General features: G+C 72.2%; 23 protein-coding genes and 5 tRNA genes. 11 read left to right on the top strand and 17 right to left on the bottom strand.

The features are described 5' to 3' along the window. Positions 1-56: 56 nt before the first annotated feature. The 9 genes from phoA to ACIPJY_RS02305 all read right to left on the bottom strand — a co-directional run bounded on the left by phoA (position 57) and on the right by ACIPJY_RS02305 (position 10979). Positions 57-1745 carry an alkaline phosphatase gene (gene phoA, locus ACIPJY_RS02345; RefSeq protein ID WP_400459960.1) on the bottom strand — a complete coding sequence of 563 codons (1689 nt, stop codon included), beginning with the start codon at positions 1743-1745 and terminating at the stop codon, positions 57-59. Positions 1746-1945: 200 nt separating this feature from the next. Further along, positions 1946-2446: a Dps family protein gene (locus ACIPJY_RS02340; protein ID WP_400459963.1), complete on the bottom strand. Its 501-nt coding sequence runs from the start codon at positions 2444-2446 to the stop codon at positions 1946-1948. Between the two features lie 108 nt (positions 2447-2554). Beyond that, on the bottom strand, positions 2555-2977 hold the full coding sequence (locus ACIPJY_RS02335; RefSeq protein WP_400459966.1) for an SIP domain-containing protein: 423 nt from the start codon (positions 2975-2977) through the stop codon (positions 2555-2557). 21 nt (positions 2978-2998) lie between these two features. Then, a complete protein-coding gene (locus ACIPJY_RS02330) occupies positions 2999-3688 on the bottom strand; it encodes a TetR/AcrR family transcriptional regulator (protein WP_400459969.1) in 690 nt (229 codons plus the stop codon). Then, the gene (locus ACIPJY_RS02325; protein WP_400459972.1) at positions 3685-5727 is read right to left on the bottom strand and encodes a CocE/NonD family hydrolase; all 2043 of its coding nucleotides are present in this window, start codon (positions 5725-5727) and stop codon (positions 3685-3687) included. The genes ACIPJY_RS02330 and ACIPJY_RS02325 overlap by 4 nt, the downstream gene beginning before the upstream one ends. Beyond that, the gene (locus ACIPJY_RS02320) at positions 5724-7478 is read right to left on the bottom strand and encodes a dipeptide ABC transporter ATP-binding protein (RefSeq protein WP_400459975.1); all 1755 of its coding nucleotides are present in this window, start codon (positions 7476-7478) and stop codon (positions 5724-5726) included. The genes ACIPJY_RS02325 and ACIPJY_RS02320 overlap by 4 nt, the downstream gene beginning before the upstream one ends. Continuing rightward, a complete protein-coding gene (locus tag ACIPJY_RS02315; protein WP_400459978.1) occupies positions 7475-8344 on the bottom strand; it encodes an ABC transporter permease in 870 nt (289 codons plus the stop codon). The genes ACIPJY_RS02320 and ACIPJY_RS02315 overlap by 4 nt, the downstream gene beginning before the upstream one ends. After that, positions 8341-9363, bottom strand: a complete 1023-nt coding sequence (locus tag ACIPJY_RS02310) for an ABC transporter permease (protein WP_400459981.1) — start codon at positions 9361-9363, stop codon at positions 8341-8343. Before ACIPJY_RS02310 ends, ACIPJY_RS02315 begins: the two co-directional genes overlap by 4 nt. Further along, entirely contained in the window at positions 9360-10979 is a 1620-nt protein-coding gene (locus tag ACIPJY_RS02305) for an ABC transporter substrate-binding protein (RefSeq protein ID WP_400459983.1), read from the bottom strand. Before ACIPJY_RS02305 ends, ACIPJY_RS02310 begins: the two co-directional genes overlap by 4 nt. A 176-nt stretch (positions 10980-11155) precedes the next feature. Here ACIPJY_RS02305 and ACIPJY_RS02300 point away from each other — a divergent pair, with 176 nt between their 5' ends. From ACIPJY_RS02300 to ACIPJY_RS02290, 3 genes are read left to right on the top strand one after another with little or no spacing between them, the layout of a single operon-like run. Continuing rightward, positions 11156-11770 (top strand): molybdopterin-dependent oxidoreductase, encoded by a 615-nt coding sequence (locus ACIPJY_RS02300; protein ID WP_400459986.1) that lies wholly within the window; start codon positions 11156-11158, stop codon positions 11768-11770. Continuing rightward, entirely contained in the window at positions 11767-12564 is a 798-nt protein-coding gene (locus ACIPJY_RS02295; protein WP_400459989.1) for an FAD-binding oxidoreductase, read from the top strand. The genes ACIPJY_RS02300 and ACIPJY_RS02295 overlap by 4 nt, the downstream gene beginning before the upstream one ends. After that, a complete protein-coding gene (locus tag ACIPJY_RS02290) occupies positions 12564-12812 on the top strand; it encodes a DUF6510 family protein (protein ID WP_400459992.1) in 249 nt (82 codons plus the stop codon). The genes ACIPJY_RS02295 and ACIPJY_RS02290 overlap by 1 nt, the downstream gene beginning before the upstream one ends. Positions 12813-12918: 106 nt before the next feature. On the opposite strand, the gene ACIPJY_RS02285 is transcribed toward ACIPJY_RS02290, so the two are convergent. Then, positions 12919-12990: transfer RNA gene (locus tag ACIPJY_RS02285), tRNA-Gly, on the bottom strand. A 99-nt stretch (positions 12991-13089) separates the two neighbouring features. Between ACIPJY_RS02285 and ACIPJY_RS02280 the strand changes: the two genes are divergently transcribed. Next, positions 13090-13305 (top strand): hypothetical protein, encoded by a 216-nt coding sequence (locus tag ACIPJY_RS02280; RefSeq protein WP_400459995.1) that lies wholly within the window; start codon positions 13090-13092, stop codon positions 13303-13305. An 8-nt stretch (positions 13306-13313) separates the two neighbouring features. Here the strand turns inward: ACIPJY_RS02280 and ACIPJY_RS02275 are convergent, their stop codons facing one another. The 3 genes from ACIPJY_RS02275 to ACIPJY_RS02265 all read right to left on the bottom strand — a co-directional run bounded on the left by ACIPJY_RS02275 (position 13314) and on the right by ACIPJY_RS02265 (position 17102). Continuing rightward, a complete protein-coding gene (locus ACIPJY_RS02275) occupies positions 13314-14153 on the bottom strand; it encodes a hypothetical protein (protein WP_400459998.1) in 840 nt (279 codons plus the stop codon). A gap of 247 nt (positions 14154-14400) precedes the next feature. Beyond that, entirely contained in the window at positions 14401-15084 is a 684-nt protein-coding gene (locus tag ACIPJY_RS02270) for a hypothetical protein (RefSeq protein WP_400460001.1), read from the bottom strand. A gap of 107 nt (positions 15085-15191) precedes the next feature. After that, positions 15192-17102, bottom strand: coding sequence for a family 43 glycosylhydrolase (locus tag ACIPJY_RS02265; RefSeq protein ID WP_400460004.1), 1911 nt, complete (start codon positions 17100-17102; stop codon positions 15192-15194). Positions 17103-17215: 113 nt separating this feature from the next. Here ACIPJY_RS02265 and ACIPJY_RS02260 point away from each other — a divergent pair, with 113 nt between their 5' ends. Then, complete coding sequence (locus ACIPJY_RS02260) at positions 17216-17365, top strand: hypothetical protein (RefSeq protein WP_400460007.1); 150 nt, start codon at positions 17216-17218, stop codon at positions 17363-17365. 102 nt (positions 17366-17467) lie between these two features. Further along, complete coding sequence (locus ACIPJY_RS02255) at positions 17468-17923, top strand: hypothetical protein (protein WP_400460010.1); 456 nt, start codon at positions 17468-17470, stop codon at positions 17921-17923. Positions 17924-17983: 60 nt separating this feature from the next. On the opposite strand, the gene ACIPJY_RS02250 is transcribed toward ACIPJY_RS02255, so the two are convergent. The 3 genes from ACIPJY_RS02250 to ACIPJY_RS02240 all read right to left on the bottom strand — a co-directional run bounded on the left by ACIPJY_RS02250 (position 17984) and on the right by ACIPJY_RS02240 (position 18324). Beyond that, positions 17984-18058: transfer RNA gene (locus tag ACIPJY_RS02250), tRNA-Val, on the bottom strand. A 38-nt stretch (positions 18059-18096) separates the two neighbouring features. Beyond that, positions 18097-18170: transfer RNA gene (locus ACIPJY_RS02245), tRNA-Cys, on the bottom strand. Between the two features lie 82 nt (positions 18171-18252). Then, a tRNA-Gly gene (locus tag ACIPJY_RS02240) sits at positions 18253-18324 on the bottom strand. Positions 18325-18627: 303 nt separating this feature from the next. On the opposite strand from ACIPJY_RS02240, the gene ACIPJY_RS02235 reads away from it, so the two are divergent. From ACIPJY_RS02235 to ACIPJY_RS02215, 5 genes are all read left to right on the top strand, one after another. Beyond that, positions 18628-18700 (top strand) — tRNA-Val (locus ACIPJY_RS02235). A 71-nt stretch (positions 18701-18771) separates the two neighbouring features. Then, positions 18772-20283: a DUF3375 family protein gene (locus tag ACIPJY_RS02230; protein WP_400460013.1), complete on the top strand. Its 1512-nt coding sequence runs from the start codon at positions 18772-18774 to the stop codon at positions 20281-20283. After that, positions 20280-21062 (top strand): DUF4194 domain-containing protein, encoded by a 783-nt coding sequence (locus ACIPJY_RS02225; protein ID WP_400460016.1) that lies wholly within the window; start codon positions 20280-20282, stop codon positions 21060-21062. Before ACIPJY_RS02230 ends, ACIPJY_RS02225 begins: the two co-directional genes overlap by 4 nt. After that, on the top strand, positions 21059-24439 hold the full coding sequence (locus tag ACIPJY_RS02220; protein ID WP_400460019.1) for an ATP-binding protein: 3381 nt from the start codon (positions 21059-21061) through the stop codon (positions 24437-24439). The genes ACIPJY_RS02225 and ACIPJY_RS02220 overlap by 4 nt, the downstream gene beginning before the upstream one ends. A gap of 166 nt (positions 24440-24605) precedes the next feature. After that, positions 24606-24923 (top strand): hypothetical protein, encoded by a 318-nt coding sequence (locus ACIPJY_RS02215; protein WP_400460022.1) that lies wholly within the window; start codon positions 24606-24608, stop codon positions 24921-24923. Positions 24924-25106: 183 nt separating this feature from the next. Here the strand turns inward: ACIPJY_RS02215 and ACIPJY_RS02210 are convergent, their stop codons facing one another. Then, on the bottom strand, positions 25107-26573 hold the full coding sequence (locus ACIPJY_RS02210) for a peptide MFS transporter (RefSeq protein WP_400460025.1): 1467 nt from the start codon (positions 26571-26573) through the stop codon (positions 25107-25109). Positions 26574-26616 lie beyond the last annotated feature (43 nt).

Here is a 26616-nt window from a genome sequence, read left to right as displayed (position 1 = left end):
GCGATTCGACTTCCTAGCCGCGCGCGGCGCGGCGCGCGCCGCGCGCGGCGCGGCGCTCAGCGCACGCGGACCTGCTTCGCGGCCTGCTTGCCGGACTGCACGCCCGTGAAGGTCACGGTCGCCTTGCCCGCGACGGCGTTCCACGACACCGATGCCGTGCCGTCGATGACGTCCACCGTGCCGAGGTCGGTGCCGCCGACCGCGACCCGGACCTGGCGGTCACCGGCGAACCGGCTGCCGGTCAGGGTGACGCGCTGCCCGGGACGCGGGGCTCCGACGGAGAGCTCGACACGGGCTCCCCGGCTCAGTGCGGCGAGGTCGCTGTCCAGCCGGAGCGCGTCCGACACCGTGAAGAACGTGTCCGTCTGGTCGGTCAGTCCCACGACGTTCGCGGCGCCGGGTCCGAACGCGGCGATCCGCACCTGGGTGCCGGTGTGCTGCTGCGACGCACCGGCACCGGCCGTGCCGTACGAGACCTTCATCGTGGTGCCGTCGGCCGTGACGAGCGCGGTCGACAACGAGGCCGGCGGGGTGTTGTCGACGATCTGGCTCGAGTGCGCGTGGTCCGCCGTCGCGATCACGAGCGTGTTGCCGTCCTTCTTCGCGAAGGCCAGCGCGGACTGCACGGCCTCGTCGAAGTCGATCGTCTCGCCGATCTGGCCGCAGGCGTCGGCAGCGTGGTCCTGCTTGTCGATGCTGGCGCCCTCGACCTGCAGGAAGAAGCCCTTGCCGCCCGACGTGCCGCGGTTCAGCAGGCCGATCGACTTGTCCGTGAGTGACGCCAGCGACAGGCCGGTGTCCAGCCGTGCGGGGTTCGGCGTGCAGCGCACAGGAGCCTGGTCCGCGCCGCCGACCGTCGCCGTGGCCGGCGCGTAGCGGGTCGGGAAGTTGCCCGGCGTGAACAGGCCGAGCAGCGGTCGCTTCTGGTCGGCGCGGCGGACGGCGGCCAGCTCCGAGGCGTCGCCGACGACCTGGTAGCCGCGGTCGGCGGCCTGGTCGAAGAGCGTCTCGCCCGCGTACTGCCCGGCCTTCGCCGTCTGCGTGAAGCTGGTCGAGCCACCGCCCAGCGTCAGGTCGGGACGGGCGTTCAGGAGCTGCTCGCTGATCGACCCGAGGCCACCGTTCTGCAGGGCGTCGGTACCGCACGACGCGGTGTCCGGGCCGTAGCAGCTCCGGGCGCCGACGTGGGCGACCTGCACGGCGGGCGTGGCGTCCTGGATCTCGGCGGTCGAGACGTTGCCGGTCCGGAGGCCGTTCGCCTTCGCCAGCTCGAGCAGCGTCTTCTGCGGGGCGCCGTCGATGTCGACCGAGATCGCCCCGTCGTAGGTCTTCGTGCCGGTCGCCCAGGCGCTGCCCGAGGCCGCCGAGTCGGTGACGTAGTCGGGCTTGCCCTTGTCCGCGCCGTCCTTCACGAGCGAGTACGTCGTGTAGGACCCGGTGAGCGGGAGTGCGTCGAGTCCGGGCAGCCGGCCGGCCGCACCGTACTGGTAGTTCCGCGCGACCGTGATCTCGGAGTCGCCCATCCCGTCGCCGATGAGCAGGATGACGTTCTTCGCGTTCGCGTTCTTGATCGCCTGGCGCACGGCCTGCGTCTGGTCACCGACCGCGCGCTGGGCGCCGCCGGGCTGGTTCAGCGCGAGCTGGCTCACCGCCTCGGCGGTACCGGGCAGGGCGATCGCGCCCGCGATGAGTGCTGCGCCGAGCGCGAGCGCCGCGCGGCGCCGCTTCGGAGTCGGTCGTTCCATGTCGGTTCCCTCGTCATGTGCCCCCGTTCGGGTGCCATCCGAGGATGGCTGTGCGGGGATACAGGCAGGTGAACCGAGCCGGTCGGTCCGGTGAACGGACGGGGCGGAACGACGCGACCGCGGACCGGGCGGTGCCGTCGACGGACCGGAGGCCCAGTGCCAGCTGGCACCGGGCCTCCGGTCAGGGGTGTGGTCGCGACTCAGGCGGCGAGGTGCGCCTGCAGGAACCAGCGGTCCTTGGTGAGGCCGCGCTCGATCTCGATGACGACGTCCTGGCTGTTCAGGTCGACCTCGTCGAGGCCCTCGACCGCACGACGGACCTGCGCGAGCGCGGCGTCGATGTCGGCGATGACCTCGGTGATGGTGACGTCGGAGTTCTGGAAGCCCTCGGACAGGGCCGGGATCGTCGTGTTCGCGGCGACGGTCGCGATGCGCGAGTCGACCGGCAGGCCGAGGGCGACGATGCGCTCCGCGGCGAGGTCGGCGTAGTCCTGCGCGTGCTCGACGATCTGGTCGAGGAGCTCGTGCACGCCGATGAAGTTGCGGCCACGGACGTGCCAGTGCGCCTGCTTGCCGTTGACGACCAGCGCCTCGAGGTCGATCACGACGGGCGCGAGGAACTGGGCGACCCCGGCAGCGAGCTCCGGCGTCGTCGAGAACGGGGACGTGGTGTTCGTGGTCGTGGTGGTGCTCGTGCTCATGGTTGCCTCCTGCTACCTCGTGGCTGCACCGGGTTCCTGCGCCCGGTCTGGCCGATGGACCCACCATGCTCCGTTTTCTTGAACGGCGCAAGGAAGCCCAGGCTGACCTTACCCGCCGTACTCGACCACGACCTGCTGGCCGGCGTCGGTGAGCTCGACCTGGACGGCGGCACGTGCCTGCTCGGCCCATGGGCTGTCCGAGCACCCGATCCACACCGAGGTGCGGGGGTCGCAGTCGCGCACGCACCACTCCGACGCCCACGAGATGACGGCGGCCGCGAGGGCCTCGCCGTGGTCCGCGAAGCAGAGGGACGGGACGACCGAGGGACGCGCGGTGCGGACGAGCCACGTCACGGTGATGCGCGGCGGTGCCGGCAGGATGCGGACCTGCTCGTCGAGGGCGACCTCGACGAAGACCTGCCCGTAGGCGTTCTCCGGCAGTTCCGCGAGCATCCGGTGGATCTCCGGGAGGTCCTCGACGGCTCCTGCGATGAGGATGCGCTCGCTGGGCTGTCGTCGGGTCCGGGCCATGACTCAACGGTAAGGGAAGCCTTACCTCAGAACAACCCCGAGTTGCTGTGAAAGGAACTCCCACATCCAGGTGAGGGCGACGGCGTTCGTCAGGCCCGGGGCGTTCTGCGCGAGCTGGGTCGCCACACCGTCGCTGTACGCGGCGAGCTTGAGCGCCACGACCGAGGCGTCGATGCCGTTCGAGGCGGCGTCGAACACCCCGTCGTCGACACCGCGCCGGATCACCCGGACCAGGCAGGCCTCCCACACGCGGATCCGCTCGGCGTACTCGTCGGCGACTTCCGGACGGCGCGCGACCGCCGTCCAGTAGTCCGACCAGATCCGCCAGTGCTGCCGGACCTCGTCGCTGTCGTCGAACAATGGCTCGACGAGCATCCGGAGGGCCAGGACCGGGTCGGGCTCGGCGTCGACGGCGATGACGATCGCGCCGTAGAACCGCTCGGTCTCGAGGACGACGACCTCGTTGAGGATCTCCGCGACGCTCGCGAAGTGGTAGGTCACGGTCCCCACGGACACGCCCGCCTCGGCCGCGATGTCCCGGAGCCCCGTGGCGCCGAGGCCGTTCCGCACGATCACGGAGCGGGCGGCGCGGACGATCATCGCGCGGCGGACCTCCGGCCGCTGCCGGACGCGACCGGCGGACGGAGCGCCGGCCCCACCGGCGGCGGACCCACCGGACGCGGACCCGCCGGACGGTACCGTCGCGCTCACGCCGACGTCCTCGGCACCTCGTCGTGGAACGTGTGTTCGGCGACGAGCTCCTCCGTGGCGTCGGCGCCGTCCCGCGCCCATGCCCGGACGGTGTTCACGACGTGGAACGCCTCGGCGGACGCGGTGACCGACGACGAGGTCTCGACCCGCGCGGCCCAGGTGTCCTGCGACAGCCCGATCGCCCACCGCGAGACGGTGCTGGCGGACGTCGGGTCGCCGGACCGGATGCGGTAGGTCTCGCGGGCGTCCTCGCGGAACACCAGGCCGTCCGGGTACACGCGGCCTCCGCCGTACCCGGGGTCGACGTCGAGCGTCCACTCCCCCGTCTCGACGTCGTGCATGACGGTGCGCTGCGGGAGCGGGTCCGTCGGCTCGACCCGGGTGATCGCCAGCGGTGTCGACCGCTCGGGGTCCTCGAAGCGGATCGCCGCGTCCACTTCGTCGTCCGAGTGCCACACCGGCAGCGTCACGGTGCTCGCCGCCGGGTCGAGCACGAGCGACGCCGCCGTGCCGTGCGGCCACACCCACGGCCAGTACGACGTCGACACCGCGACGCGCAGGCGGTGACCGGCGACGAACCGGTGCCCGGTGGACACGAGACGCACGGGCAGCACGGTCGGCGTGCCCGGCTCGAGCGGGTCGTCGCGGTCCATCCCGTTCCGCCGCGCGGCGTTCAGCACACCCCGGGTGACGAGCGTGGAGCTGCCGTCCGGCGCGACGTCGCAGAGCCGGACCGTCACGTTCGCCCGCGCGGTGTCGCTCGTGACGGACAGGTCCACCAGCACGTTCCCGAGCAGGTCGAAGGAGTCGTCCACGGGCAGGTCGAAGCACACCGACCGGCCGTCCTCGGCGCGCTGGTCGGGCGGCAGGTCGGTCGCGTTGCCGAACGGGAAGAACCGTCCCGCGTCCGCGCCGGTCTCCTGCGGCGAGTCGACGACGACCCTGCCGTCCCGTCCGCCGCGCAGCGCCTCGAGCGGGAGCACGCGGGGAGCGGTGGACGTCGACGGCCACGAGGCCGCTCCGACCCAGCGTCCGGTGCGTTCGGCGTAGTAGGGCGCGGGCGGTTCGGGGTCGTTGATCCAGGCCCGCAGTGCCGGTTCCTGCTCGACGCCGGTGTCGATGTCGCGAAGCCACCGGTCCCACCAGCGCAGCGACTCCTGCAGGAAGCCGATCGACGGCCCCGGGGCGAGCCCCCGGTCCGGGTACTGGTGCGACCACGGCCCGACGATGCCCTTGACCGGGGCGTCGACGTGCTCCACGAGCCGGAGCACGGCGTCCCGGTACGGGTCCGCCCAGCCGCCCACCGCGAGGACCGCGGCGCTGATGTCCGCGTAGTCCTCGGACGCACTGCCGTGGCGCCAGTAGTCGTCCCGCGTCTGGTGCGCCAGCCACACGGGCGTCATCGGCCGGTTCGCCGCCAGACGGTCGCGCCACCGGGACACCCACGACGGCCCGACGACCTCGGGCCTGGGCGGCCGGGAGTTGAACGCGAACATCGTCGCGCCCCACGCCGCCATGTCGATCCCGAGCACCGCGCCGCCGACGTAGTGCACGTCGTTGTCGTAGCGGTCGTCGGTGGAGCACACCGTGACGATGGCCTTGAGGGCCGCGGGGGCCCGTGCGGCGAGCTGCAGCGCGTTGAACCCGCCCCACGAGATGCCGAACATCCCGACGGCGCCGGTCGACCAGGGCTGCTCGGCGAGCCAGGCGATCACGGCCTCGCCGTCCCGGAGCTCCTGCTCGCTGTACTCGTCGTCGAAGAACCCGTCCGACGACCCGGTGCCGCGGATGTCCACCCGCACCGAGGCGTACCCGTGCGCGGCGTACCAGGGGTGCCGCTCGGAGTCGCGCGGGGCCGTCCAGTCGTCGAGCCGGTAGGGCAGGTACTCCAGCAGCACCGGGACAGGACCGCCGGTCGCCGGTGCCCAGATGCGGGTGTGCAGCCGCACGCCGTCCGGCATGGGGATCCACGTGTCCCGCACGGTCACGCCCGGCGGCAGGCCGTCCGGCACCCCGATGGCGGTCAGCGTCTCCGTCATGCGTCCTCCCAGTTCCTGATCCGGTGCCCGTCGCCGTGGTCGGTCCAGCCGTCGGCGTCACGCCAGTGCTGCACCCCGTCGTCGACGTCCGGCAGCTCGGTGACACCGGGCTCGAGCGTCGCCGCCAGGAGCGTCCGCGTGTACGGGTGGTTCGGGCCGCCGAAGACCCGCTCGGTCGGGCCGATCTCGACGATCCGTCCGCCGGTCATCACGGCGACGCGGTCGGCCACGCCCCGCACGACGGCGAGGTCGTGGCTGATGAACAGGCAGCTCAGGCCCTGCTCGCGCTGCAGATCCGCCAGCAGCGACAGGATCCCGGCCTGCACCTGCACGTCGAGCGCGGTCGTGATCTCGTCGGCGATCACCAGCTTCGGCCCGGCAGCCAGCGCGCGGGCGATCCCCACGCGCTGCCGCTGGCCGCCGGAGAGCTGCGAGGGCAGTCGGCTCGCGAACTCCGGACCGAGCCCCACCTGCGTCAGCAGCTCGTCGACCCGTGCCCGGGACGACGACCCCGTGAACAGCTTGAGCGGTCGCGCCACGGCGGCGCCGACCGTCCGACGGGGGTTGAGCGAGGTGTCGGCGTTCTGGAACACCAGCTGGACCGCCCGCCGGAGGTCCGGCGTCCGACCGGCGACGGGGTCGCGGAGGTCCCCCGAGGTCGTGCCGTCGTCGTAGGCGAACGTCCCGGACTCGGCGGGCACCAGCCCCGCGAGCGCGGTGGCGAGCGTCGACTTGCCGCTGCCGGACTCGCCGACGACGGCGAGCGTCTCGCGCTCGGCGACGTCGAAGGAGACGCCGTCGACGGCGGCCGGCAGGCCGCGTCCGTAGCGCACCACCAGGTCCCGGGCGGTCACCACGGCGCGGACGGGAGGCTCGGTGCCGGTGGTGCCGGAGGGGAGCGTCCCGGAGACGGTCGCGTTCGACGGCAGGCGATCCGGGCCTCCCGTCCGACTCCCGTCCGGCACCGCGGCCAACAGAGCGCGCGTGTACTCGTGCTGCGGATCGGCGAAGAGCGCCGCCGTCGGGCGGTGCTCGACGATCTCGCCCTGTCGCATGACGGCGATCTCGTCGGCCATCGCCGACACCACGCCGAGGTCGTGGCTGACGAGCAGGACGGCCATGCCCAGCTCGCGGCCGAGGTCGGCGACCAGGTCGAGGACCGCCGCCTGGGTGACGACGTCGAGCGCCGTGGTCGGCTCGTCGAGGACGAGCACCCGGGGCCGGGCCGCGACGGCCATCGCGATCGCGACGCGCTGCTGCTGGCCGCCGGAGAGCTGGTGCGGGTACCGGCGGACGATCGTCTCCGGGGACGGCAGGCGCACGAGCCGGACGAGTTCCGCGACCCGCTCCGGGCCGTCGGGTTCGCCGTGGGCGCGGAGGGCCTCGCGGATCTGCTCGCCGACGCGCATCGACGGCGTCAGGGCCTGCCCGGCGTTCTGGGCGACGACGGACGCGGTGCCGCCGCGGAGCGCCCGGGTCGCGGACGGCGTCAGGGCGAAGACGTCCTGGTCGGCGACCGTGACGGTGCCGCCGACGATCCGGGACCCGGTGCGGAGGTGCGCGAGGAGCGTCCGGGCGACGGTGGACTTGCCGCTGCCGGACTCCCCGACGAGACCCAGCGTGCGCCCGGCGGCGATCGTGAACGAGACGCCGCGCACGACGGGGACCTCGGTCCGACCGGCGGCGTAGGAGATCGCGAGGTCGTCGACGCGCACGGGCTCGGCGGTCGTCCGGGTGGTCGTGTCGGTCATGCGCTCGTTGCTCCCTGCGTGGCGCGATCGACGCCGAGCGACTTGCTCAGCCCGTCCGCGGCGAGGTTGAGGCCGACCACGAGCGTCGCCAGCGCCACGATCGGTGCCAGCGTGCCCAGGGGCACGACGGTGAGGGCGGTGCGGTTCTCCTGCACCATGAGGCCCCAGTCCGGGGTCGGCGGGTTCGCCCCGAAGCCGAGGAAGGACAGCGACGCGACCAGGAGCACGATCCAGGACGCCCGCATCGCGTACTCCACGAGGACCACGTCGAGCACGTTCGGCAGGATCTCGCGGAACACGATCGACAGCGGCTTCTCCCCGCGGGCACGCGCCGCGGTGACGTAGTCCTGCGTGATCACGGTCCGGGCGGCGCCCCGCACCACGCGGGTCACGGCCGGGGCGTAGACGATCGTGACGGCGAGCACGATCACCCAGAGTCCCGCGTCGAAGACGGTCACGACGACCAGCAGCGCGAGGATCGACGGCACGCTCAGCAGGGCGTCGACGATCCGCATGACGACCTCGTCGAACCAGTTGTCGGCGTACGCGGTGACCGCACCGAGGACCGTGCCGACGGCGACCGCGATGGTCGTCGCCAGGAAGGTCACCAGCAGGGCGTACCGGCCGCCGTTCAGCGTGCGGGACAGGATGTCGCGGCCGTACTGGTCGGTGCCGAGCCAGTGCGTCCACTCCGGGCCGGCGAGGACGTTCGTCGAGTCCGTCGCGACGGGGTCGTGCACGGCGATCAGGGGCGCCAGCACCGCGAGCACCAGGTGCAGGGCGATGAGTCCGAGGCCGATGCTCAGGGCCGTGGAGGAGCGGAGGGGCGTCGTGACGCTCCGCAGTCCGGTCGCGATGGCGGTCATGCTGCGGTCCCTTCGTTCGACCGGGTGCGGGTGACCCGTCGTGCCGGCGGGCGGACTCGGGTGCGACGCTGGCGGGTGCGGAGTCGCGGGTCGAGCGCCAGGGCGACGAGGTCGGCCGCGAGGTTGCAGATCACGTAGACGACGGCGCTGAGGAGCGCGATCGCCTCGATCGTCGGCAGGTCCCGGTTGAAGACGGACTCGAGCATGAGCTTGCCCATGCCCGGGTAGTTGAAGACGTTCTCCACGACCACCACCCCGCCGAGGAGCCACGCGACGTTGAGCGCGACGACGTTGAGCGTCGGCAGCAGCGCGCTCGGCACCGCGTGCTTCCACACCACCCGGCGCATCGTCAGGCCCTTGAGCTCGGCGGTCGTGACGAACTCGGACGCCATCACGTCGATCGTCGACGACCGGGCGGTCCGCACGATGTAGGCGGCCATCGCCAGGGTCAGCACGATGATCGGCAACCAGATCGTCGGCAGGAGTTCGCCGACCGTGGCGTCGCTGCCGCGGAGCACCACGGCCGGGAACAGCGGGATGCCGATCGCGAAGAGCAGCACGAGCACGGTGGCGACCATGAACTCCGGCACGCTCATCACGACCAGGCTGACGATCGAGATCACCCGGTCGCTCGGACGGCCACGACGCACACCGGCCACGACGCCGAGCGTCAACGAGAGCGTGACACCGACGAGCATCGCGGGCACGGCGATGAGCATGCTGTTCCGGAACGCGGTGAACAGCGTCGGCGCGACCGGCTCCCCGCTGACGAGCGAGATGCCGAAGTCGCCGTGCGCCGCCCCGACGAGCCACTGCCCGTACCGGAGCCACACGTTCTGGTCGAGACCGAGCGTCTCGCGGAGCTGCTTGACGGCGGCCGGGGTGGCGTTCTGTCCGAGCAGCTGCTGCGCGACGTCGCCGGGCAGCGCCTGCACGGCCAGGAACACGAAGAGCGAGGCGAGCACCACGGTCAGCACGGCGATGCCGACGCGGCGGAGGACGGGGAGCAGGACGGTCATCGGCGCAGTCCGATCCGGAGGTAGTCGAACTCGAAACCGAACTCGGCGTAGTTGACGACGTCACGGGAGAGCCCCACCAGGCGGTCGCCGAACATCGGGGTCATGTCGGCGCCGTCCGCGACGACGAGTCGCTGGGCGTCCTGGTACAGCGTCTTGCGCTTGGCGTCGTCCATCTGGGCGCGGGCCTCGTCGAGCAGCGTGTCGAACGCGCTGTTCGACCACGCGCTCTCGTTGTACGACGACCCCGACCGGAAGATCTGGTTGAGCAGCTGGTCGATCGGGCGCCCGGTGAACCAGTAGCTCACCATCAGCGGCTTCTGCATCCAGATCTGCGTGTAGTAGGAGTCCGAGGACGCGTTGCGGACCGTCAGGTCGATGCCGGCGTCCGCGACCTGGTCGCGGTACGCGACCGCGAGCGGGGTGAAGACCGACTCGTAGCTGGACGTGTAGATCGAGGTGCGGAGGCCCTCCCGTCCGGCCTGCTGCAGCAGGCGCTTCGCCTTGTCCGGGTCGTACTCGCGCGGTTCGTCGAGGAACGCGGCGAGCTGCGGCGGTACCGGGTTGTCCCACCCCGGCGATCCGGTCCCCTGCAGGGCCGTCTCCACGATGCGCTTCGGGTCGTAGGCGAGCTTCATCGCCTGCCGCACCATCGGGTCACGGAACTCGTCGCTCGTGGCGAGCATCGGGATCGTGTACCACTGCGCGTTCACCGAACGGGCGACCGTGGCACGGTCGGACGCGGCCACCACCCGCGCCGTCGCGAAGTCCAGGTTCGTCTGCGAGATCAGGTCGATCTGTCCGGCCAACAGCGCGTTCACGCGGGCGGTGGTGTCCTGGATCGAGTAGAAGTCGATGCCGTCGAGTGCCGGTCGCCCGGCGAAGTGGTCGTCGAAGGCCTCGACGCTGCCGGCGCCGGCGGGCGTGAAGGCGGAGAGCCGGAAGGGCCCGGTGCCGATCCCGGTCCGGCCGATCGTGGCGATCGCGTCGGCCGGGACGATGTAGCACTGGTACGCGGTGAGGAGCGAGGGGAACTCGGCGTTCGGCTTCGTCAGGTCGAAGCGGAGCGTGTACGGGTCCACGGCGCGCATCGAGTTCGCGTCCATCACCTCGCCGAGCACCCCGGCCTGCGGCGACCCGGTCTTCTCGTCGAGGATGTGCCGGATGCTGGCGACGGCGTCGTCCGCGTCGAAGCGGGAGCCGTCGTGGAACCGGACGCCGCGGCGCAGGTGGAACGTCCACACGGTGCCGTCGGCGTTCGCGGACCACTCCCGCGCGAGGTCGGGGACGGTCTCCCCGGACTCGTCGAGCTTCACGAGCCGGTTGTAGAGCGCGCCGAGGTACTCGTACGCGGAGAGCGAGCTGGCGGAGTCGAGCGTCTCCGCCGCCGATGCGGCCGGCCGGGCGATGCGGAGCCGGCCCCCGCGTCGGGCGGTGCCGGTCGCGGCCTGCTCGGGGATGCTGACGGTCCCCGCGCTCGCACCGGAGCTGCACCCGGTGAGGGTGAGCAGGCCGAGGCCGGCGAGACCCGCCGCACCCGTCAGGAGCGTGCGGCGGCTGGGCCGGCGCTCGGCGCGCGCCGTGCGGTCGGGTTCGGGTGGCTGGACGATGGGCTGCATTCGGGGTGACCCCTCCTGGTAATCGTTCCGGTGAACGATAGAGCGCGGTGACGCTGGTGGCGAATCCTGTGACGCGCATCCGCGGAACGTTTACGAAGCCGTTACACGGCGGATCGACGCGCGGGCCATGATCGGACCGACGGGTGCGGCGGTGCACCGAGGGAGGACGAGCTGCGATGGCGAGCTTCACACGCGGGTTCGGCGGACGACGTCGAGGCGGCTCCGACGGCGCCGAGGCGGTCGACGCGTCGCGGATCCCACCCGGCCAGACCCTGGTCCGCGACTGGCCCGTGCTCTCCGCCGGGGCCACCCCGGAGATCGAGCCCACCGACTGGAGCTTCTCGATCCGCACCGAGTCGGGTCTGCACGAGTGGACCTGGGACGAGGTCAGGGCGCTCGGGGTCGAGGACGTCACCGTCGACATCCACTGCGTGACGCACTGGACCAAGCTGGACATGCCGTGGCGCGGGGTCCCGCTCGACAAGCTGTTCGCCGAGGTGGAGACGTCGCTGGACTACTGCATGGTGCACAGCTTCGGCGGCTACACCACCAACGTCCCGCTCGACGAGCTGCTCGACGGGCAGGCGTGGATCGCGTTCGAGGCGGACGGCGGACCGCTCGAGCCCGAGCACGGTGGTCCCGCTCGGCTCCTCGTCCCGCACCTGTACTTCTGGAAGAGCGCGAAGTGGGTGCGCGGGATCGTGATGCAGTCCTCGGACGAGCCCGGGTTCTGGGAGAACGCGGGCTACAACCTCCACGGTGACCCGTGGAAGGAGGAGCGGTACTGGTGACCGCGCTCCCCCCGTCCGGCCTGGAGGCCCGGGTCGGCTCCGCCCCGTCGGCGCGGGTCCGCAGACGGCCGACCTGGCACCCCGCGACGGTCGCCGCCGTCTCCCCCGAGACCCCGACCGCGCGCCGGATCGTCCTGGACGTGCCGACGTGGCCCGGCAACGACCCCGGTCAGCACCTCGACCTGCGGCTCACCGCCGAGGACGGCTACCAGGCCACGCGCTCCTACTCGATCGCGTCCGCCGGCGACGACACCCGGGTGACCCTGGCCGTCGACCGCGTCGACGACGGTGAGGTGTCGCCGTTCCTGGTCGACGCGGTGCAGGTCGGGGACGCCCTCGACGTGCACGGTCCGCTCGGCGGCTGGTTCGTCTGGCGCCCGGACCCGTCGACCGCGAGTCGCCCCGTGCAGCTGATCGCCGGCGGATCGGGCTTCGTGCCGCTCGCCGCGATGATCGCGGCGCACACGGACGCCGAGGACCCGACACCGTTCCGGCTGCTCTACGCCGTGCGCACCCCGGACGACGTCTTCTTCCGGTCCACGCTCGAGGCCGCGCGGGTGGGCAGCGCGCCCTTCGCGGAATCGATCGTCTACAGCCGCCGCGCTCCGGACCCGTCCGCGCCGGTCGGACGGCTCACCCGGCGGGACCTCGCCGCGGCGGTCTTCCCACCGGAGGACGGCGCGCTCGTCTACGTCTGCGGCTCGACCCCGTTCGTCGAGCAGGTCCTGCGCTGGCTCGGCGAGCTCGGGCACGACACCTCGGACGTCCGCGCGGAACGGTTCGGAGGCAGCTGATGAGCGTGTTCGACGGCAACGCCCTGGCCGGGGACCTCGTCGACGTCCTCGGCCCGGATGCCACCTCGGCGCGGCTGCGGTGCGCCGGGTGCGGTTCGCTCGGCGTGCTCGCGGCGGCGCGGACGTACCGGTCGGCGATGGGGGCGGTGGCCCGGTGCGCGGACTGCGACAGCGTGCTCGTGACGGTGGTCACCGACGGCGCGCGGCGGTGGGTCGCGATGCCGGGTGTGCGGGCGGCGCTGGTCTGACGGAGCCCCCGGGTCTGACGGCGCCCCCGGGACCACGAAACCCCGACCTCGCTGTTGCCAGCTCGACCGGGGTTCCTGGGGGGCCGGGTGGAGCCGGCGGTTCCCGAGCGGATGACGAGATTCGAACTCGCGACCCTCACCTTGGCAAGGTGATGCGCTACCACTGCGCCACATCCGCATGCGTGACCTGTCGGTCGCGCTCGGATGACTATACCCGTGTTCACGCCGCGGGCCGACTCCGAGCCGGCACCGGGCGTGTCCGTGTTGACTCGACGGCATGAGCGACTTCGTGAAGGACACCGGCGGCGGCAACCCGGACGAGCCGGACTCGCACGGTGTGGACCTCGTCGACGGCGACGGACCGGCCGTGCGCATCCTGGTCCGGGGCGACCTGCCGCCGACGATCGAGCACGACGGCCGGACCTGGGCGGCGACCCGCGAGACGCACGACGCGGGCGGCGGCCCCGCGATCGCGGTGTACCACCCCGCCTGACCGCGGGCTCAGCGCTGCGTGCGGTCCAGGTTGAGCGTCTCGCCGGCCTGCAGCCCGTAGGCCGACCCGAGGGCCTGACGGGCGCTGAGGTACCGGAGGTCACCGACCGTCACGCCGAACCGCTCCGCGACGTCGTCGAGCCGGTCGCCTGCGGCGACGTGGTACCAGCGCGGCGTCGCACCCGCGGACTCGACCGTGCCGGTGGCCCCGCTGCGAGCACCGGAGTCGACCACGCGCAGGTCCGGGTGGCGGTCCGGTGTGGACCAGTGCAGGTCGCTCACCCCGAGCACGCGCCACGGCGACGTCGCGGGTCGGTCCACCAGCACCGCCGTCTTCAGGAAGCTCGGGTCGTCCCCGGCCTCTTGCAGGCGGAACTGCGTGTCCGGCACCTGCGCGGTCTCCCCCGGTGCGCCCCATGCGTCGTAGCCGAAGCTCACGCCCTCGCTGATGGTGTCGCCGACCTGCTCGTCGAACTGGCGGAAGAACACCGCGAGCGGCTGTCCGAGCGTCGATCGGTACGCGGAGGTCTGCACGACGTAGTCGTCCGCACCGGTGGCCACGACCCGCAGGTGGAGCGAGGCGCGCCCGTCGGCGGACGCCAGGTCGGTGTCGAGGACGACCGTGCCGGCGGCCGGTGCGGAGTCCGACGACGTCGCGGCGGCCGTCGGCGACGGCGTGCCGGTCACGTCCGGTGCCGCGGTGCGCGTCGCCGTCGACACCGCCGGCATCGCCGTCCCGGTCGACGCGCAACCGCCGAGGGCGAGCGCCACGATCGTCAGTGCGGCTGCGCCGACGATCCGTCGCCGCGAGCCCGTTGGTCCTGGTGACGTCGTCGACTCGACACGCATCTGTTCCCCACTTCCGCCCACCCGGTACTGCTCCACATCCTGCCCGACGGCGGCGGTCGGCGCCAGCGGTCGCGCCAGCCGTCGCGCCCGTGCTCGGCGCACCGCCGTGACCGGTGCTCGCCATGATCGTCGTCGCCGCCGTCGTCGCGTTCCTGGCGGGGCACCGATCGACATACCGGATCGGTCCCCACGCGGGGATCCGAGGGCTGCGAGCGGGCTCCCCGCCGCACTCGTTTCGGGCGCTCGTTCAGCGCGTCCAGTCCTGTTGCGCCGAGTCCTCGCGGACCCCGGCCGAGACCGCCACCGAACGCACCCGCTCGGTCAGCTCCTCGCCGTGCAGGTGCTTCGGGAACCCGATCACCGTCCGGTACAGCGGCAGGTCGATCGCCGTCCACTGCCCGTTGTCGACGACCACCCGGAGCGCGTCGACCTTGCCGAAGGCGTACCGCCCGGCGGCCGTGGTCTCGCCGGTCCCGACCGAGCGGACCACGGCCCGCGGGATGCCGAGCAGCAGGCGCGGCGAGGTCCCCCCGACGTACAGCCCGATGCCGTTGTGGTCCGCGACGAGCGTGGCCGAGCCGCGCCGCGGCACGTCCCCCGTGTCGGCGTTCAGCATCGCCGCCGTCCGGCGGATGTCGGTGGCCAGGTCCTTCTTCAGCAGCACGGGCACCAGGTGGGCGCCGGGGTGCAGCTGCGCCAGGGCGGCTTCGCGTCGGCGCACCGTGGCGTTCTGGAACGCCAGGACGACCTCGAGCAGGACGAAGATGCCGACCGCGTAGAGCGCGAGCGTGCCGATGACGGCGCCGGTGGACATGCCGTCCTCGTGCTCGCGCCACGCCAGGAAGCCGAACCGCAGCACGAGGTAGCCCCCGACCACGAGGATGCCGATGAGTCCGCCGCGTCGCCGACCAGGTGCGTTGTTGTTCCCCACACCGTGACCCTAGGCCCGCGGCACACGATGCGGGAGTCCGACGCCCGGACCTGCACGTCCCCTCAGCGCACCGACGCCCAACGACCAGCGCTCCCGCGTCCCCTGCCTCAGTGCAGGACCGTCCGCGCGACCGTGCTCACCCGCAGGTCGTCGAAGGTGCTCGTGAACCCGGACCCGCCGAGCGAGATCAACCCGATCCGCGGCGCGTCGCCGAGGTCGGCGGTCCACGTCCCGCCCTGGACGAAGTGCCGCCCGTCGACGCTCGTCGACGCGGTGTAGCGGTCCTCGCCACCGACGACGCGGTGCACGATCCGGAGCGTCGTGGTGTCGCCGACCGGGCCGACGACCGAGTTGCCGTAGGTCGGGGCTCCCGCCGGCTGTCCGGAGGCCTGTCTGCCGAACTCGGTCTGCCGCGTGTCGTAGATCGAGTTCGACACGAGCCGGACGGAGTCGCCGTCCGAGCCGTACACGATCAGACCGCCCTGCACGTAGTTCTGCACGCTGTCCCCGGAAGCGGGCGTGTCCACCGACACCGAGGTCTCCAGCACGTAGTCCCCCCGCGGCGCGGCCTCGCTGAGCACGGAGGCGAGCGGGGTCTGCGGCGGGTGCAGGTCCGCCGCCTGGGTCTGCCACCGGAACGCACCACCGCCCACCGACCAGGTCGACGCGTCGGGCTCGCGCGTCCACGTCAGCGTCGGCGGCAGGGCCGTGCCGTCGAACGAGGTGGACGCCGAGCGGATCAGCCGTCCCGGCACGTCGATGCGCGCCACCGTCGACCGGTAGCCCGCCCGCTGACCGGGCTGAGCGACCGGTCCTGGCTGCACGGTGTCCGACGGCCCGGCTCCGCCGCGCACCACCGGCCAGCCGCCCTGCCAGTCGAGCGGGTCGATGAGCACCGGCCGCTTCGTGTACGTCGGCTGCCCCGCGTAGTACGGGTCGTCCCGGTCGACCGCGTGGTAGACGATCCAGTCTTGTCCCGCGAAGTCGGTGACCACCGTCTCGTGGCCCGTGCCCACCCAACGGTTGCCGTTCTGCGCGAGCAGGGGCGAGCCTCCGACCCGTGTGCTCGTGATCGCGACCCCGTCGCGGTCGGTGAACGGACCGAGCGGGCTGCGGGACCGGGCGACGAACACCCCGTAGCCCGTCAGGGCGCCGTTGCAGCAGTTCGTGGCGGAGCCCGTGAAGTACCACCAGCCGCCGTGCCGCATCAGGTACGCGCCCTCGTAGCGGTTGTCGATCGCGATGACGCGCTCGCTCGCCGGGTCGGACCGCAGCCCGTCGGCGCTGAGCGTCCGCACGTTCACCCCGCCGAAGTAGCTGCCGAAGTACACGTAGGTGCGGCCCCGGTCGGTGATCACCTCGGGGTCGAACTCCCACCGCTGCCCGGCCCCGTTCGGCGCGGCCTGCGGCGCGACGACCGGGCCGCCGGAATCGGTCCACGGACCCGTCGGGCTCGTGCTCGTCGCGACGCCCACGGCGGATCCACCACCCGTCGGAGCGGTCCCGCTCGGCGTGTCCGAGGCCGCGTAGTACAGGAACCACGTGCCCGCCCGGCCGTGCGTGCCGGCGCGGTACACGACGTCCGGAGCCCAGATGCCGTTCGCCGCGCCCACCCACGCCGGCTTCGTGCCGAACGCGTCGCCGACGTACGTCCAGTGCGTCAGGTCCGTCGAACGGTACGTCGGCACGGCGTGCTGCACGAGGGAGCCGTCCGGGTTCTGCTCGGTCGCGGTCAGCGCGTCCGACGTGCAGTACAGGTACCAGTTCCGGTCGCGTCCGACTCCGTGGACGGCACTCGGGTCGGCGCAGCTCGCGGCGGTCTGCCCGTCCGGCAGCGCCAGCGCCATCGGGTTCTGGTGGATCGGGTTCTGTTCGTCGGGGGCGGCGGCCCTGCCACGTGGCAGGGCGGTCGTCGCGGTGACCATGGTCGTCGCTCGGCCGACGGCGGACGGGAGGCTCGGGGTCGCGACCCCGAGCAGCGTCGCGACCGCGATCAGTACGGAGAGTGCTCGTCGCACGGTGGCTCGCTCTCGCTCGTCGTCGAGGAGGTACTGGTGGTCTTGCTGGTACCGCTGGTCCCGGAGCGTACGCCTCCTGGTGCACGTTCCGCATCGGCGGCTATCGTCGAGACATGGGGATCCTGAGGTGGGCCGGACGAACCGCACTGCTGTGCATCCAGGTGCTCGCGGGCGTGCTGGGGGCACTCGGCGCGAACGGCACGACGAGCAACGGTCCGGGGCCGGCGCAGCAGCGTCCGCCGCGCCAGGAGTACCGGCCCTGACGACCTGACCCTCCCCTGGTCGGCGCGGGCGGTCACCACGACCGCGCTGGCCCCCGGTCAGGGCCCTTGTGCGCGGTGCCGCCCTCCGGCCACGATGACGGGATGCGCCTCCGGACCGTCGTCGCGCTCGCGATCGTGGGTGCCTGCGTCCTCGGTGGCGGCGTCCTCGCGGTGCGGGGCGTCCACGACCACGTCCTCGCGCAGCGCGAAGCCCCCGCCGCGGACGCCTCGGTCGAGACGGTGACACGGGCGTACCTGCGGGCGGCGAAGCGGCACGACTGCGCGCTGACCAGCCTGCTCACGACGTCGAACACGTTCTCCTGGTGCGGTGCGGCGCCGTTCGGCCTGTCGGACGGCGAGCCCGAGCTCCGGTCCTTCCGTGACCTCGGCACGGTGGAACACCTGTCGGCGGCGGAGGGCGGTCGCAGCCAGGAGTGTGTCCCGTCGACGATCGACCAGCGCTGGATGAACGGGGCCGAACCGGGCGAGCTGCCGTGGAACTGGTGCTGGGTGCGCACGTCCGGCGGCTGGCGGCTCTGGGACCAGGGCCAGGGCTGAGCGGCGACGAGCGTTCCGCACGACGACGAAGGCCCCCGGTTTCCCGGGGGCCTTCTGTGGTGGTGGGCGATACTGGGATCGAACCAGTGACCTCTTCCGTGTCAGGGAAGCGCGCTACCGCTGCGCCAATCGCCCAGAGAGTGTCTGCCGTGACCGAGGTCGCTGCAGAAACTTGGAGGTGGGGACGGGATTCGAACCCGCGTGGACGGCTTTGCAGGCCGCTGCCTAGCCTCTCGGCCACCCCACCATCGAGGTTCACGTCTCCGTGAGTACCCGAACGGTGGGATACCCTCTGGTGAGAAGCCGGCTCCCGAGGGAACCAGCACTCGAGCGGATGACGAGATTCGAACTCGCGACCCTCACCTTGGCAAGGTGATGCGCTACCACTGCGCCACATCCGCATTGGTGTCGTGTGACCGACACCGTGTCCGACCCGCTCTCGCGGCGACTCGTAAACTGTATCCGACTCCGAGGCGATTCTCCAAAATCCTCCCCGTTCACCGGGCGTGTCCCCCGAGTTCATGCGGATCGGCACGCAGTGTGCGGCGTTCCGTACAGCGTGCGAGGCGCGCGGGGTCGCACGGAGTACGGGACCTCGCACACTGCGGAACCGCGGGCAGCGCGGCGCCGACGCGCGCGGGAGCGACACGCGGTTCGGCAGTGCCGCCGACATCCGCTACTATCGATCCGCACGCAAGTGCAGGGGGCGATTGGCGCAGTTGGTAGCGCGCTTCGTTCACACCGAAGAGGTCATCAGTTCGAGTCTGGTATCGCCCACGTACACCCCAAGAGCCCGGCGCGGAAGCGTCGGGCTCTTGTTCGTCCACGACTCCCGGAGCGAAGGCAGCATGACCGACGTCGACCTCGAGTACTCCCGCGTCCGCGCGGTGCTCGACCGCCCGACGCTCCGCCTCATGTCCCGCCCCACGAGCGCGGTGGTGCTCGCCGTGTTCCGCACGGTGTTCGACCGCGACGTGCAGTACGTCCCCGCTGATCGCATGCACCTGCAGGTCGAGGAGCACGTCGCCCGGCTGCAGGCGCACACGCAGCCGACGACGACCGACGAGCCCGACCAGCGGGACACCAGGCCGACCGGTCGCGCGCTCTGCCGGGAATGGGTCGCGGCACAGTGGCTCGTCCGGTCGAACTCCCCCGACGGCGACGAGCAGTACTCCCTGACGAGCCACGCCCTCGAGGCACTGAGCCTGGTGGACGCGCTCTCCTCGGACCGCGCGCTCATCAGCGAGAGCCGTCTGGCGATGATCGTCGACGCCGTGCACCGCTGGGCCGCCCGTGCCGAGCCCGACCCCGACGTGCAGATCCGCCGGCTCGACGCACAGATCGCGGAGCTCCAGGCCGAGCGGGACCGTCTGGCGAACGGCGACGGGCCGGCCGCCGTCGACGACGACCGGATGCGTGACGGCTACACGAACATCACGGACCTGATCCGTCAGCTCCCGAGCGACTTCAAGCGCGTCGAGGAAGCGGTCGCGACGATGCACCGCGAGATCGTGGAGGACTTCCGGAGCGAGGTCCGCCCGATCGGCGAGATCCTCGACGACTACCTCGCCCGCACGGACACCCTGATGGAGGCCACCCCCGAGGGCCGCGCGTTCGAGGGTGCGTTCGAACTGCTCCGCGACGACGCCCTGCTGCTGCGCCTCCGGGACGACATCGCGACGATCCTCGACCACCCGTTCGCGGAGTCGTTGAGCGCCGCCGAACGCCGGACCTTCCGCAACACCGTCGTCATCCTGCGGCAAGGCATCGAGGACGTCCTCGCGCAGCGCCGACTGCTCACCGGGACGCTGCGCGACCAGATCGTCGCGCACGACGTCGTCCGGGACCGCGAGCTGGACGCGGTCCTCCGGAGCGTGAACCGTCGGATGGCCGCCGTGATGGCGTCCGGCGGTGCGCGGGAGCGCATCCCGCTCGAGCTCCTGCCGCCGGTCGCCGAGGTCGGCACGCTCCGTGAACGCTTCTACGACCCGGACACCGAGGCCGTCCCGCCGCCCATCGAGGAACCCGACGACGACGTCTTCGACGAGATCGACGTCGAGTCCCTCCGACGCCACGGCGGTCCCCTGCTCGTCGAGCTGCGCGAGGCCCTGCGGTCGACGGGCACCGGCACGAGCGTCGGCGCGTTCCACGCGCTCCCGCCCGAGCAGCGTCGCCCGGTCGAGCTCTTCGGCCTCGCGCACCTGCTCACCGGTCGCACCGACTTCGAGACCGCCGCCACGTCCGTCCCGCACCACACGGTGCGACCGGACGGCACGACGGTCACCTTCACCATGCCGACGGCGGACCTCACCGAGGACCGTCCGGCAGACGACGACAGCACCACCCTGGAGGCCCGGTGACCGACACGACGGCATCCCACGTCGACGACACGGACGCGTTCGACGGCATCGATCCCTTCGACGAGTCCGCCTCCGTCCCACAGGAGGACGAGCGCGACGAGTCGAGCTTCGCCCTCTTCGAGGGCGACGAGGGCCGCCTCGACGAGCCGCAGCGCCGCGCGCTCGTCGCGCTGCTCCGGCACTCGTACATCAGCGCGCGGACACACGCGGACGAGTGGCGTGCGGTCCGTGGCGCCGAGGGGCAGCTGCGCTCCCGGCTGAACGACCTGTTCCTGGAGCTGCACGTCGACCGGGACCGCGAGGTGGCGTGGAAGCGCCAGGCCCGGTCCGAGAGCCAGCGCCGCGGGTTCCCGACGCTGCTCCGCGACGTGCCGTACACGCGCGAGGAGACGATCGTCCTGGTCTACCTCCGCATGCGGCTCCGTGCGGACACCCGGCCCGGCCCCGACCAGGTCGTCGTCGACCGGTCGGAGATCCTCGGGCACGTTGCTGGCTTCCGTCCGGCCACCGCGACTGACCGAACCCGCGACGAGGGCCGGGTCGCGAAGGCGATCGAGCGGCTGATCACGGCGCGGGTGCTGCTGAAGACGAGCGACCCCGACCGGTTCCGGGTGGCGAGCGTCGTCGAGGTCCTGCTCCCGCTGGAGCGGCTCCTGGAACTGGACACGTGGTTGGCGAGCAGCGCGCTGTCCCAGGCGACCACCGGACCGGTGGACGCGCATGGCGGCGGCGAGCCCGGCCTCCAGACCGATGACGACGACGAGGAGGAGTCCGCGTGACCGACTTCCGGATCGACACCGCCGGCATGCCGGCGCTCTTCGACACCGTCGCGCAGTGGCGCGCGCAGTCCATGCAGGTCGTGAACTGGGGCGGCTTCCACGGCCACCGCCAGATCGAGCTGTCCGGCGCAGCGACGCTCATCTCCGGCGCTTCCGGCACCGGGAAGTCGACGCTGATGGACGCGTACCTCGCGGTGATGATGCCGTCCGACGTGCCGTTCAACGGCGCCTCCAACGACGCGACCACCGGGCGAGCGCGCAGCGCCGACCAGCGCAACCTGCTGACGTACCTGCGGGGGAAGGTCGACACCCGGCGCGACCCGGAGTCCGGCGCCCTGCGCGACGTGAACCTGCGCGGCGACGACACCGCGACCTGGGGTGCCGTCGCGGTGACGTTCCTCAACGACGACGAGCGGCGCTTCACGGTGCTGCGGGCGTACATCGTGCCGAAGCGGGCGCGCGGCGTCGGCGACATCCAGATGACGATGGCGACGGTCGACGACGACTTCGACCTGCGCCGGCTCGAGGACTTCGTGCCGTCCCGGTTCAGCCACCTCGAGCTGACCGGACGCGTGCCGGGGCTCGTGATCCGCGACACCTACCAGGAGCTGGCGTACACGCTGCAGACCCGGCTCGGGATCGGCGACTCCGGCGGCGGCAACCGGGCGATGCGCCTGCTCGCCCGCATCCAGGCCGGGCAGCACATGCCGACGGTCGACTCGCTGTACAAGTCCCTCGTGCTCGAGACCCCCGGCACCTACGAGGCCGCCGACCGCGCGCTCGCGCACTTCTCGGCCCTCGACGAGGCGTACGAGGCGATGGACACCGAGGAGCGCAAGGTCCGGATCCTCTCCCCCATCACCGAGCTGCACCTGGAGATCGAGCGGTCCCGCTCGGCCGCCGCGGCGCTCGACGGCATCGCCACCGGGTCCGAGGTCTCGCCCTTCGCGCACTGGACCGCGACCCGGAAGCGCGAGCTGCTCGACGCCGAGGTCGCGCGGAACAGCCGGTCCCGGACCGCCGGGCGCGCCGAGGTCGAAGCCGCTTCCGCACGGCACGCCGCCGTCGAGATCGAGCTGCGCGAAGCCGAGGCCCGGCTCCGCGACTCGGGCGGCAACGCGCTGGCGCAGCTCGAGGACCGGATCGACCGCCGGACACGGGAGCGCGACGTGGTCGCCCGGGCGCGCGCCACGTTCGATGCGCGGACGGCGCCCATCGGGGCTGCTGCCGGCGTCTCGTCCGAAGCGGCGTTCGTCGCGGCGCAGCGGGCGTCGCACGAGTTCCTCGGCACGTTCGACACCGAGCGGTCCGCGCTGGACGCCCGGCGGGACGCACTGACCCGCGAGGAGTACCCGCTGCTCGACCGCGAGCGCTCCCTGCGGCAGGAGCGCCAGTCCCTCGAGCACCGACAGGGCGCGATGCCGCTGCCGATGCACGAGGCCCGGGTCGCGATGGCCCAGGCGGCCGGCCTCGACCCCGCCGACCTGCCCTTCGTCGCGGAGCTCCTCGACGTCCTTCCCGGCGAGGAGCGCTGGCGCACGGCGATCGAGTCCGTCCTGGCGCCCGTCGCCCGCACCCTGCTGGTCGACCAGGACCAGCTCGACTCCTTCAGCGCGGCGATCGACGCCCTGCGCATCCCGGTCCGGGTGCAGTTCGAGGGCGTGCCGTCCGGGCCGCACCTCGAGGTCGACGGCGACCGGGCGATGGTGTCCGGGAAGCTCGCGATCAAGGACTCCCCGTTCAGCACCTGGGTGCGCGCGCGGATCGAGTCCGACCGGATCGACGCCCGGTGCGTGTCGTCGGCGGCCGACCTCGGTGGCGGCGGACGGCGGGTCACCGAGTCCGGACAGCTCCGCGACGGTCGACGCGGTGCGCACGGCGACCGTCGGCAGGCGAACGTCATCGGCTTCACGAACGAGGCCCGGGTCGTCGCCGTCGAGACCGAGCTCGCCGCGATCGCGCAGGACCTCGCCACGCTCGAGGCCCGCCGCACCGACGTGGCACAGGACATCGCCGCACTCGACGAGCTCCGCGCCGCGCACCAGCACCTGGTCGACGCCACGTGGGAGGGCATCGACGTCGCCGGGGTCGACGCGTCGCTCGACCGGCTCGCGACCGAGCGGGACGCCCTGCTCGCCGCCGACGACGGACTCCGGACGCTCCGGGCCTCGGTGGCGCGGCTGCGGGCGTCGCTCGACGAGGCCGCCGACCGCCGTTCGGCCGCACGACTCAGCGTGCAACGACTCGAGGAGCGGCACGCCGTGCTCGTCGACGGGCAGGACGCCGCCGCCGAGATCCTGTCGCGCTTCGACGACTCCCCCGCGCTGCTGCCGGACGAACAGCAGGCGCAGCTGCTCGCCGAGACCTTCGACGAGGTCGGCGCACCCGAGGGCGTCGATGGGTTCGACGACGCCACACGGCGGCTCCGGCGTCGGCTCGAGGAGCGCCTGTCACAGGCGCTCGACGGTGCCGCCTCGGCGTCGAACGCGCTCACGATGACGTTCCAGCGGTACCAGGACGCCTGGGCCGACCCGAACCTCGGCACGGGTGTCGCGTCCTACCCGGACTACCGCGCCATCCTCGACCAGATCGTCGCGACCGGGCTGCACGCGCGTCGCAGCGAGTGGCGTCGCCGACTGTCGCAGTGGAGCGGTGAGGACCTCGTGCCGCTCGCCGGCGCCTTCGACCGCGCCGTCGTCGACATCGAGGAGCGCCTGGAGCCGGTCAACGAGATCCTCCGCGACCTGCCGTTCGGCGCGAACCGGGACCGACTGAAGATCGTGATCCGCCGGGTCACCCGCGAGGACGTCACCCAGTTCCGCCGCGAGCTCCGTGCGCTGTCCGCCTCGGTCGACACCGAGCTGACCGACGACGTGCTGGAGACCCGGTTCCGTCGGCTCCGGCGCTTCATGGCGGTGATCCGGCAGGACCCGTCCGCACCCCGTGGCGCACGGGCCTCGCAGCGCGACGCCGTGCTCGACGTCCGGCGGCACATGGAGATCACGGCCGTCCGCTACGACACGGCGGGCAACGACCTCGGCGTGTACTCGTCCCTGGGCGACAAGTCCGGCGGCGAGACGCAGGAGCTCGTCGCGTTCATCGTGGGGGCGGCGCTGCGCTACCAGCTCGGTGACGAGACCCGGCCGCGGCCCCGGTTCGCGCCGGTGTTCCTCGACGAGGCGTTCATCAAGGCCGACTCGGAGTTCGCCGGGCGTGCCGTGACGGCCTGGCTCCGGCTCGGGTTCCAGCTCGTGGTGAGTGCGCCGCTCGACAAGGTCACCGCGCTCGAGCCGTCCATGGAGCGCCTGCTCTCGATGCGCAAGCACCCCGACACGGGCCACTCGTCCGTCACGGAGATCGTCCGCGCGGGCGCGTGACGCGCGCGGGCCGGCGGGCGCGGGCCGGCGGGCGCGGGCGTCGAGGTGCCGTAATTACGGCATCTCGCGCGTCCGGGTGCCGTGATCACGGCACCTGGACGGACGTGAGCGGCGCGTTGTGGAACCCCGGGAGCGCCGGTGGAGGAAGCCACGCTACGGTCGAGGCGTGATGTGGAACCGGAAGCGCCGAACCCCCGCTGGCGACGAGTCCCCCGGCGCGCTCGGGATCGGAGCACTCGTGCGCGTGGTCGACACCCCGTCCGGCGGGGAGCAGTGGGTGGACGGCGACGGCTCGGGCGACCTGGTCGGTGTCGTGGTGGGCCCCGGCGGGAACCAGATCGTCGGGTACCCCGGCGTGGGCGAACCGCTGTCCTGGACCGTCGCGTTCGACGAGCCCGTGTACACGAAGGACGGCCGCGGCCCCTTCGAGCGCGCGACCGTCCTGAGTCGTCAGCTCGTGCCGGTCGAACCGGACGAGCAGTAGGGGCCTAGTACTCCTCGGACCCGCTCTTCATCATGGCGGCGATGGCCATGCAGGTGAACACGCCACCGACGACGCCGATGCCGATCACGACTGCTCCGACGAGCTCCAGCATGTTGTGTCTCCTAGGTCCGGGGCCGATCAGGCCGAGGCCGGTGTGGCCGGGCCAATGTGGCCACCCTCAGGCTATCGGATACCGCGCATCAGGCGGAGCACCGGCCGCGCGCCGATGAGCAGCAGCACGCCCACGACGACCGCGACGAGTCCGAGGACGGAGAAGTACGGCGCCTCGTTCTGCGGGTCGTAGTACTTCGAGAGCACACCGGTCACCGCCGTGCCGAGCGACACGGACAGGAAGAACAGCGCGACCATCTGCGTCTGGAACTTCGGTGGCGCCAGCTTCGTCGCGACGGACTGCCCGATGGGCGAGAGGAGCAGTTCGGCGATCGTGAAGACGAGCAGGATCCCGACGAGCACGAGCACGGGCGTGCCGTTCCGACCGGTGCCGACAAAGGGCAGGAACAGCAGGAACGCGATGCCCATGATCCCGGTGCCGAGCGCGAACTTCGTCGGGGTGGACGGCTGGCGCGCCCCGAGCCGGGTCCACATCGCGGCGAAGACCCCGGACAGCACGATGATCATGATCGGGTTGATCGACTGCACCCACGAGACCGGCATCTCCCACCCGCCGATCGACCGGTCCAGCCGCTGGTCCGAGTAGATCGTCACGACGGTGAACTGCTGCTGGTACAGCGACCAGAACACCGCGCTGCCGATGAACAACGGGATGAAGGCGAGCACCCGGGACCGTTCGTCCCTGGTGATCCCGCTCGTCAGGATCACGACGAAGTACGCGATCGTGGCGACGACGACGATCGCGACGACGACCGTCGGCAGGTTGTCGACGTTGAGCAGGCCGGTCAGCACGGCGGCCACGACGATCGCGAGGCCGACGACGACGAGCACGCCGACCATCGGGTAGCGGCGCTTCGGCAGCGGGTTCGTGACGTGGCGCACGACCTCCGGGAGCTTGCGTCGGCGGATGCCGTACTGGATCAGCCCGGCCGCCATGCCGACCGCGGCGAGGCCGAAGCCGAAGTGGAACCCGAGCGACGACTGCAGGAGGCCGGTGAGGATCGGGCCGAAGAACGCGCCGATGTTGACGCCGAGGTAGTACAGCGAGAACCCGGCGTCGCGGCGGGGGTCCTCCTTGGAGTACAGGCCGCCGACGATCGTCGTCGCGGTGGCCTTCAGCCCGCCGGATCCGAGAGCGATGAGCACGAGGCCGACGCCGACACCGGTGACCCCGGGCAGCACCGCGAGGGCGATGTGTCCGCACATCACGACGATGGCGCTGGCGAACAGCGTCCGGTCCGCCCCGATCAGCCGGTCGGCGACCCACGCGCCGATGATCGTGAACAGGTACACGGCGCCGCCGTAGGCGCCCATGATCCCGGTGGCGACGTGCTCGTCGACGCCGAGGCCGCCGCGGGCGACCGAGTAGTACATGTAGATGAGGACGATGCCCTGCATCCCGTAGAACGAGAAGCGCTCCCAGAGCTCGACGGCGAACGGCGTGGACAGCTCGAACGGCTGCCCGAAGAAGGTCCGACGTGGTTGCACATCGTGCTCGGGGGCGGTGGTACCTGACATGGCGGCCAGTCTGCCCCGCATCCGAGGGGCACGCCCAATCGTC

Origin of the sequence: Curtobacterium sp. NPDC090223, from assembly GCF_044746585.1 — a bacterium.
Taxonomy (GTDB): domain Bacteria; phylum Actinomycetota; class Actinomycetes; order Actinomycetales; family Microbacteriaceae; genus Curtobacterium.
This window is presented reverse-complemented; position numbering and strand designations above follow the sequence as displayed.

Bases quoted from the DNA above. Each gene is read 5' to 3' on its own strand.
- ACIPJY_RS02210 (WP_400460025.1), bottom strand. From the start codon at position 26,573: ATGTCAGGTACCACCGCCCCCGAGCACGATGTGCAACCACGTCGGACC.
- ACIPJY_RS02310 (WP_400459981.1), bottom strand. From the start codon at position 9,363: ATGACCGTCCTGCTCCCCGTCCTCCGCCGCGTCGGCATCGCCGTGCTG.
- ACIPJY_RS02305 (WP_400459983.1), bottom strand. From the start codon at position 10,979: ATGCAGCCCATCGTCCAGCCACCCGAACCCGACCGCACGGCGCGCGCC.
- phoA (WP_400459960.1), bottom strand. From the start codon at position 1,745: ATGGAACGACCGACTCCGAAGCGGCGCCGCGCGGCGCTCGCGCTCGGC.
- ACIPJY_RS02255 (WP_400460010.1), top strand. From the start codon at position 17,468: ATGCGCCTCCGGACCGTCGTCGCGCTCGCGATCGTGGGTGCCTGCGTC.
- ACIPJY_RS02315 (WP_400459978.1), bottom strand. From the start codon at position 8,344: ATGACCGCCATCGCGACCGGACTGCGGAGCGTCACGACGCCCCTCCGC.
- ACIPJY_RS02300 (WP_400459986.1), top strand. From the start codon at position 11,156: ATGGCGAGCTTCACACGCGGGTTCGGCGGACGACGTCGAGGCGGCTCC.
- ACIPJY_RS02290 (WP_400459992.1), top strand. From the start codon at position 12,564: ATGAGCGTGTTCGACGGCAACGCCCTGGCCGGGGACCTCGTCGACGTC.
- ACIPJY_RS02335 (WP_400459966.1), bottom strand. From the start codon at position 2,977: ATGGCCCGGACCCGACGACAGCCCAGCGAGCGCATCCTCATCGCAGGA.
- ACIPJY_RS02280 (WP_400459995.1), top strand. From the start codon at position 13,090: ATGAGCGACTTCGTGAAGGACACCGGCGGCGGCAACCCGGACGAGCCG.
- ACIPJY_RS02260 (WP_400460007.1), top strand. From the start codon at position 17,216: ATGGGGATCCTGAGGTGGGCCGGACGAACCGCACTGCTGTGCATCCAG.
- ACIPJY_RS02325 (WP_400459972.1), bottom strand. From the start codon at position 5,727: ATGACGGAGACGCTGACCGCCATCGGGGTGCCGGACGGCCTGCCGCCG.
- ACIPJY_RS02320 (WP_400459975.1), bottom strand. From the start codon at position 7,478: ATGACCGACACGACCACCCGGACGACCGCCGAGCCCGTGCGCGTCGAC.
- ACIPJY_RS02275 (WP_400459998.1), bottom strand. From the start codon at position 14,153: ATGCGTGTCGAGTCGACGACGTCACCAGGACCAACGGGCTCGCGGCGA.
- ACIPJY_RS02230 (WP_400460013.1), top strand. From the start codon at position 18,772: ATGACCGACGTCGACCTCGAGTACTCCCGCGTCCGCGCGGTGCTCGAC.
- ACIPJY_RS02340 (WP_400459963.1), bottom strand. From the start codon at position 2,446: ATGAGCACGAGCACCACCACGACCACGAACACCACGTCCCCGTTCTCG.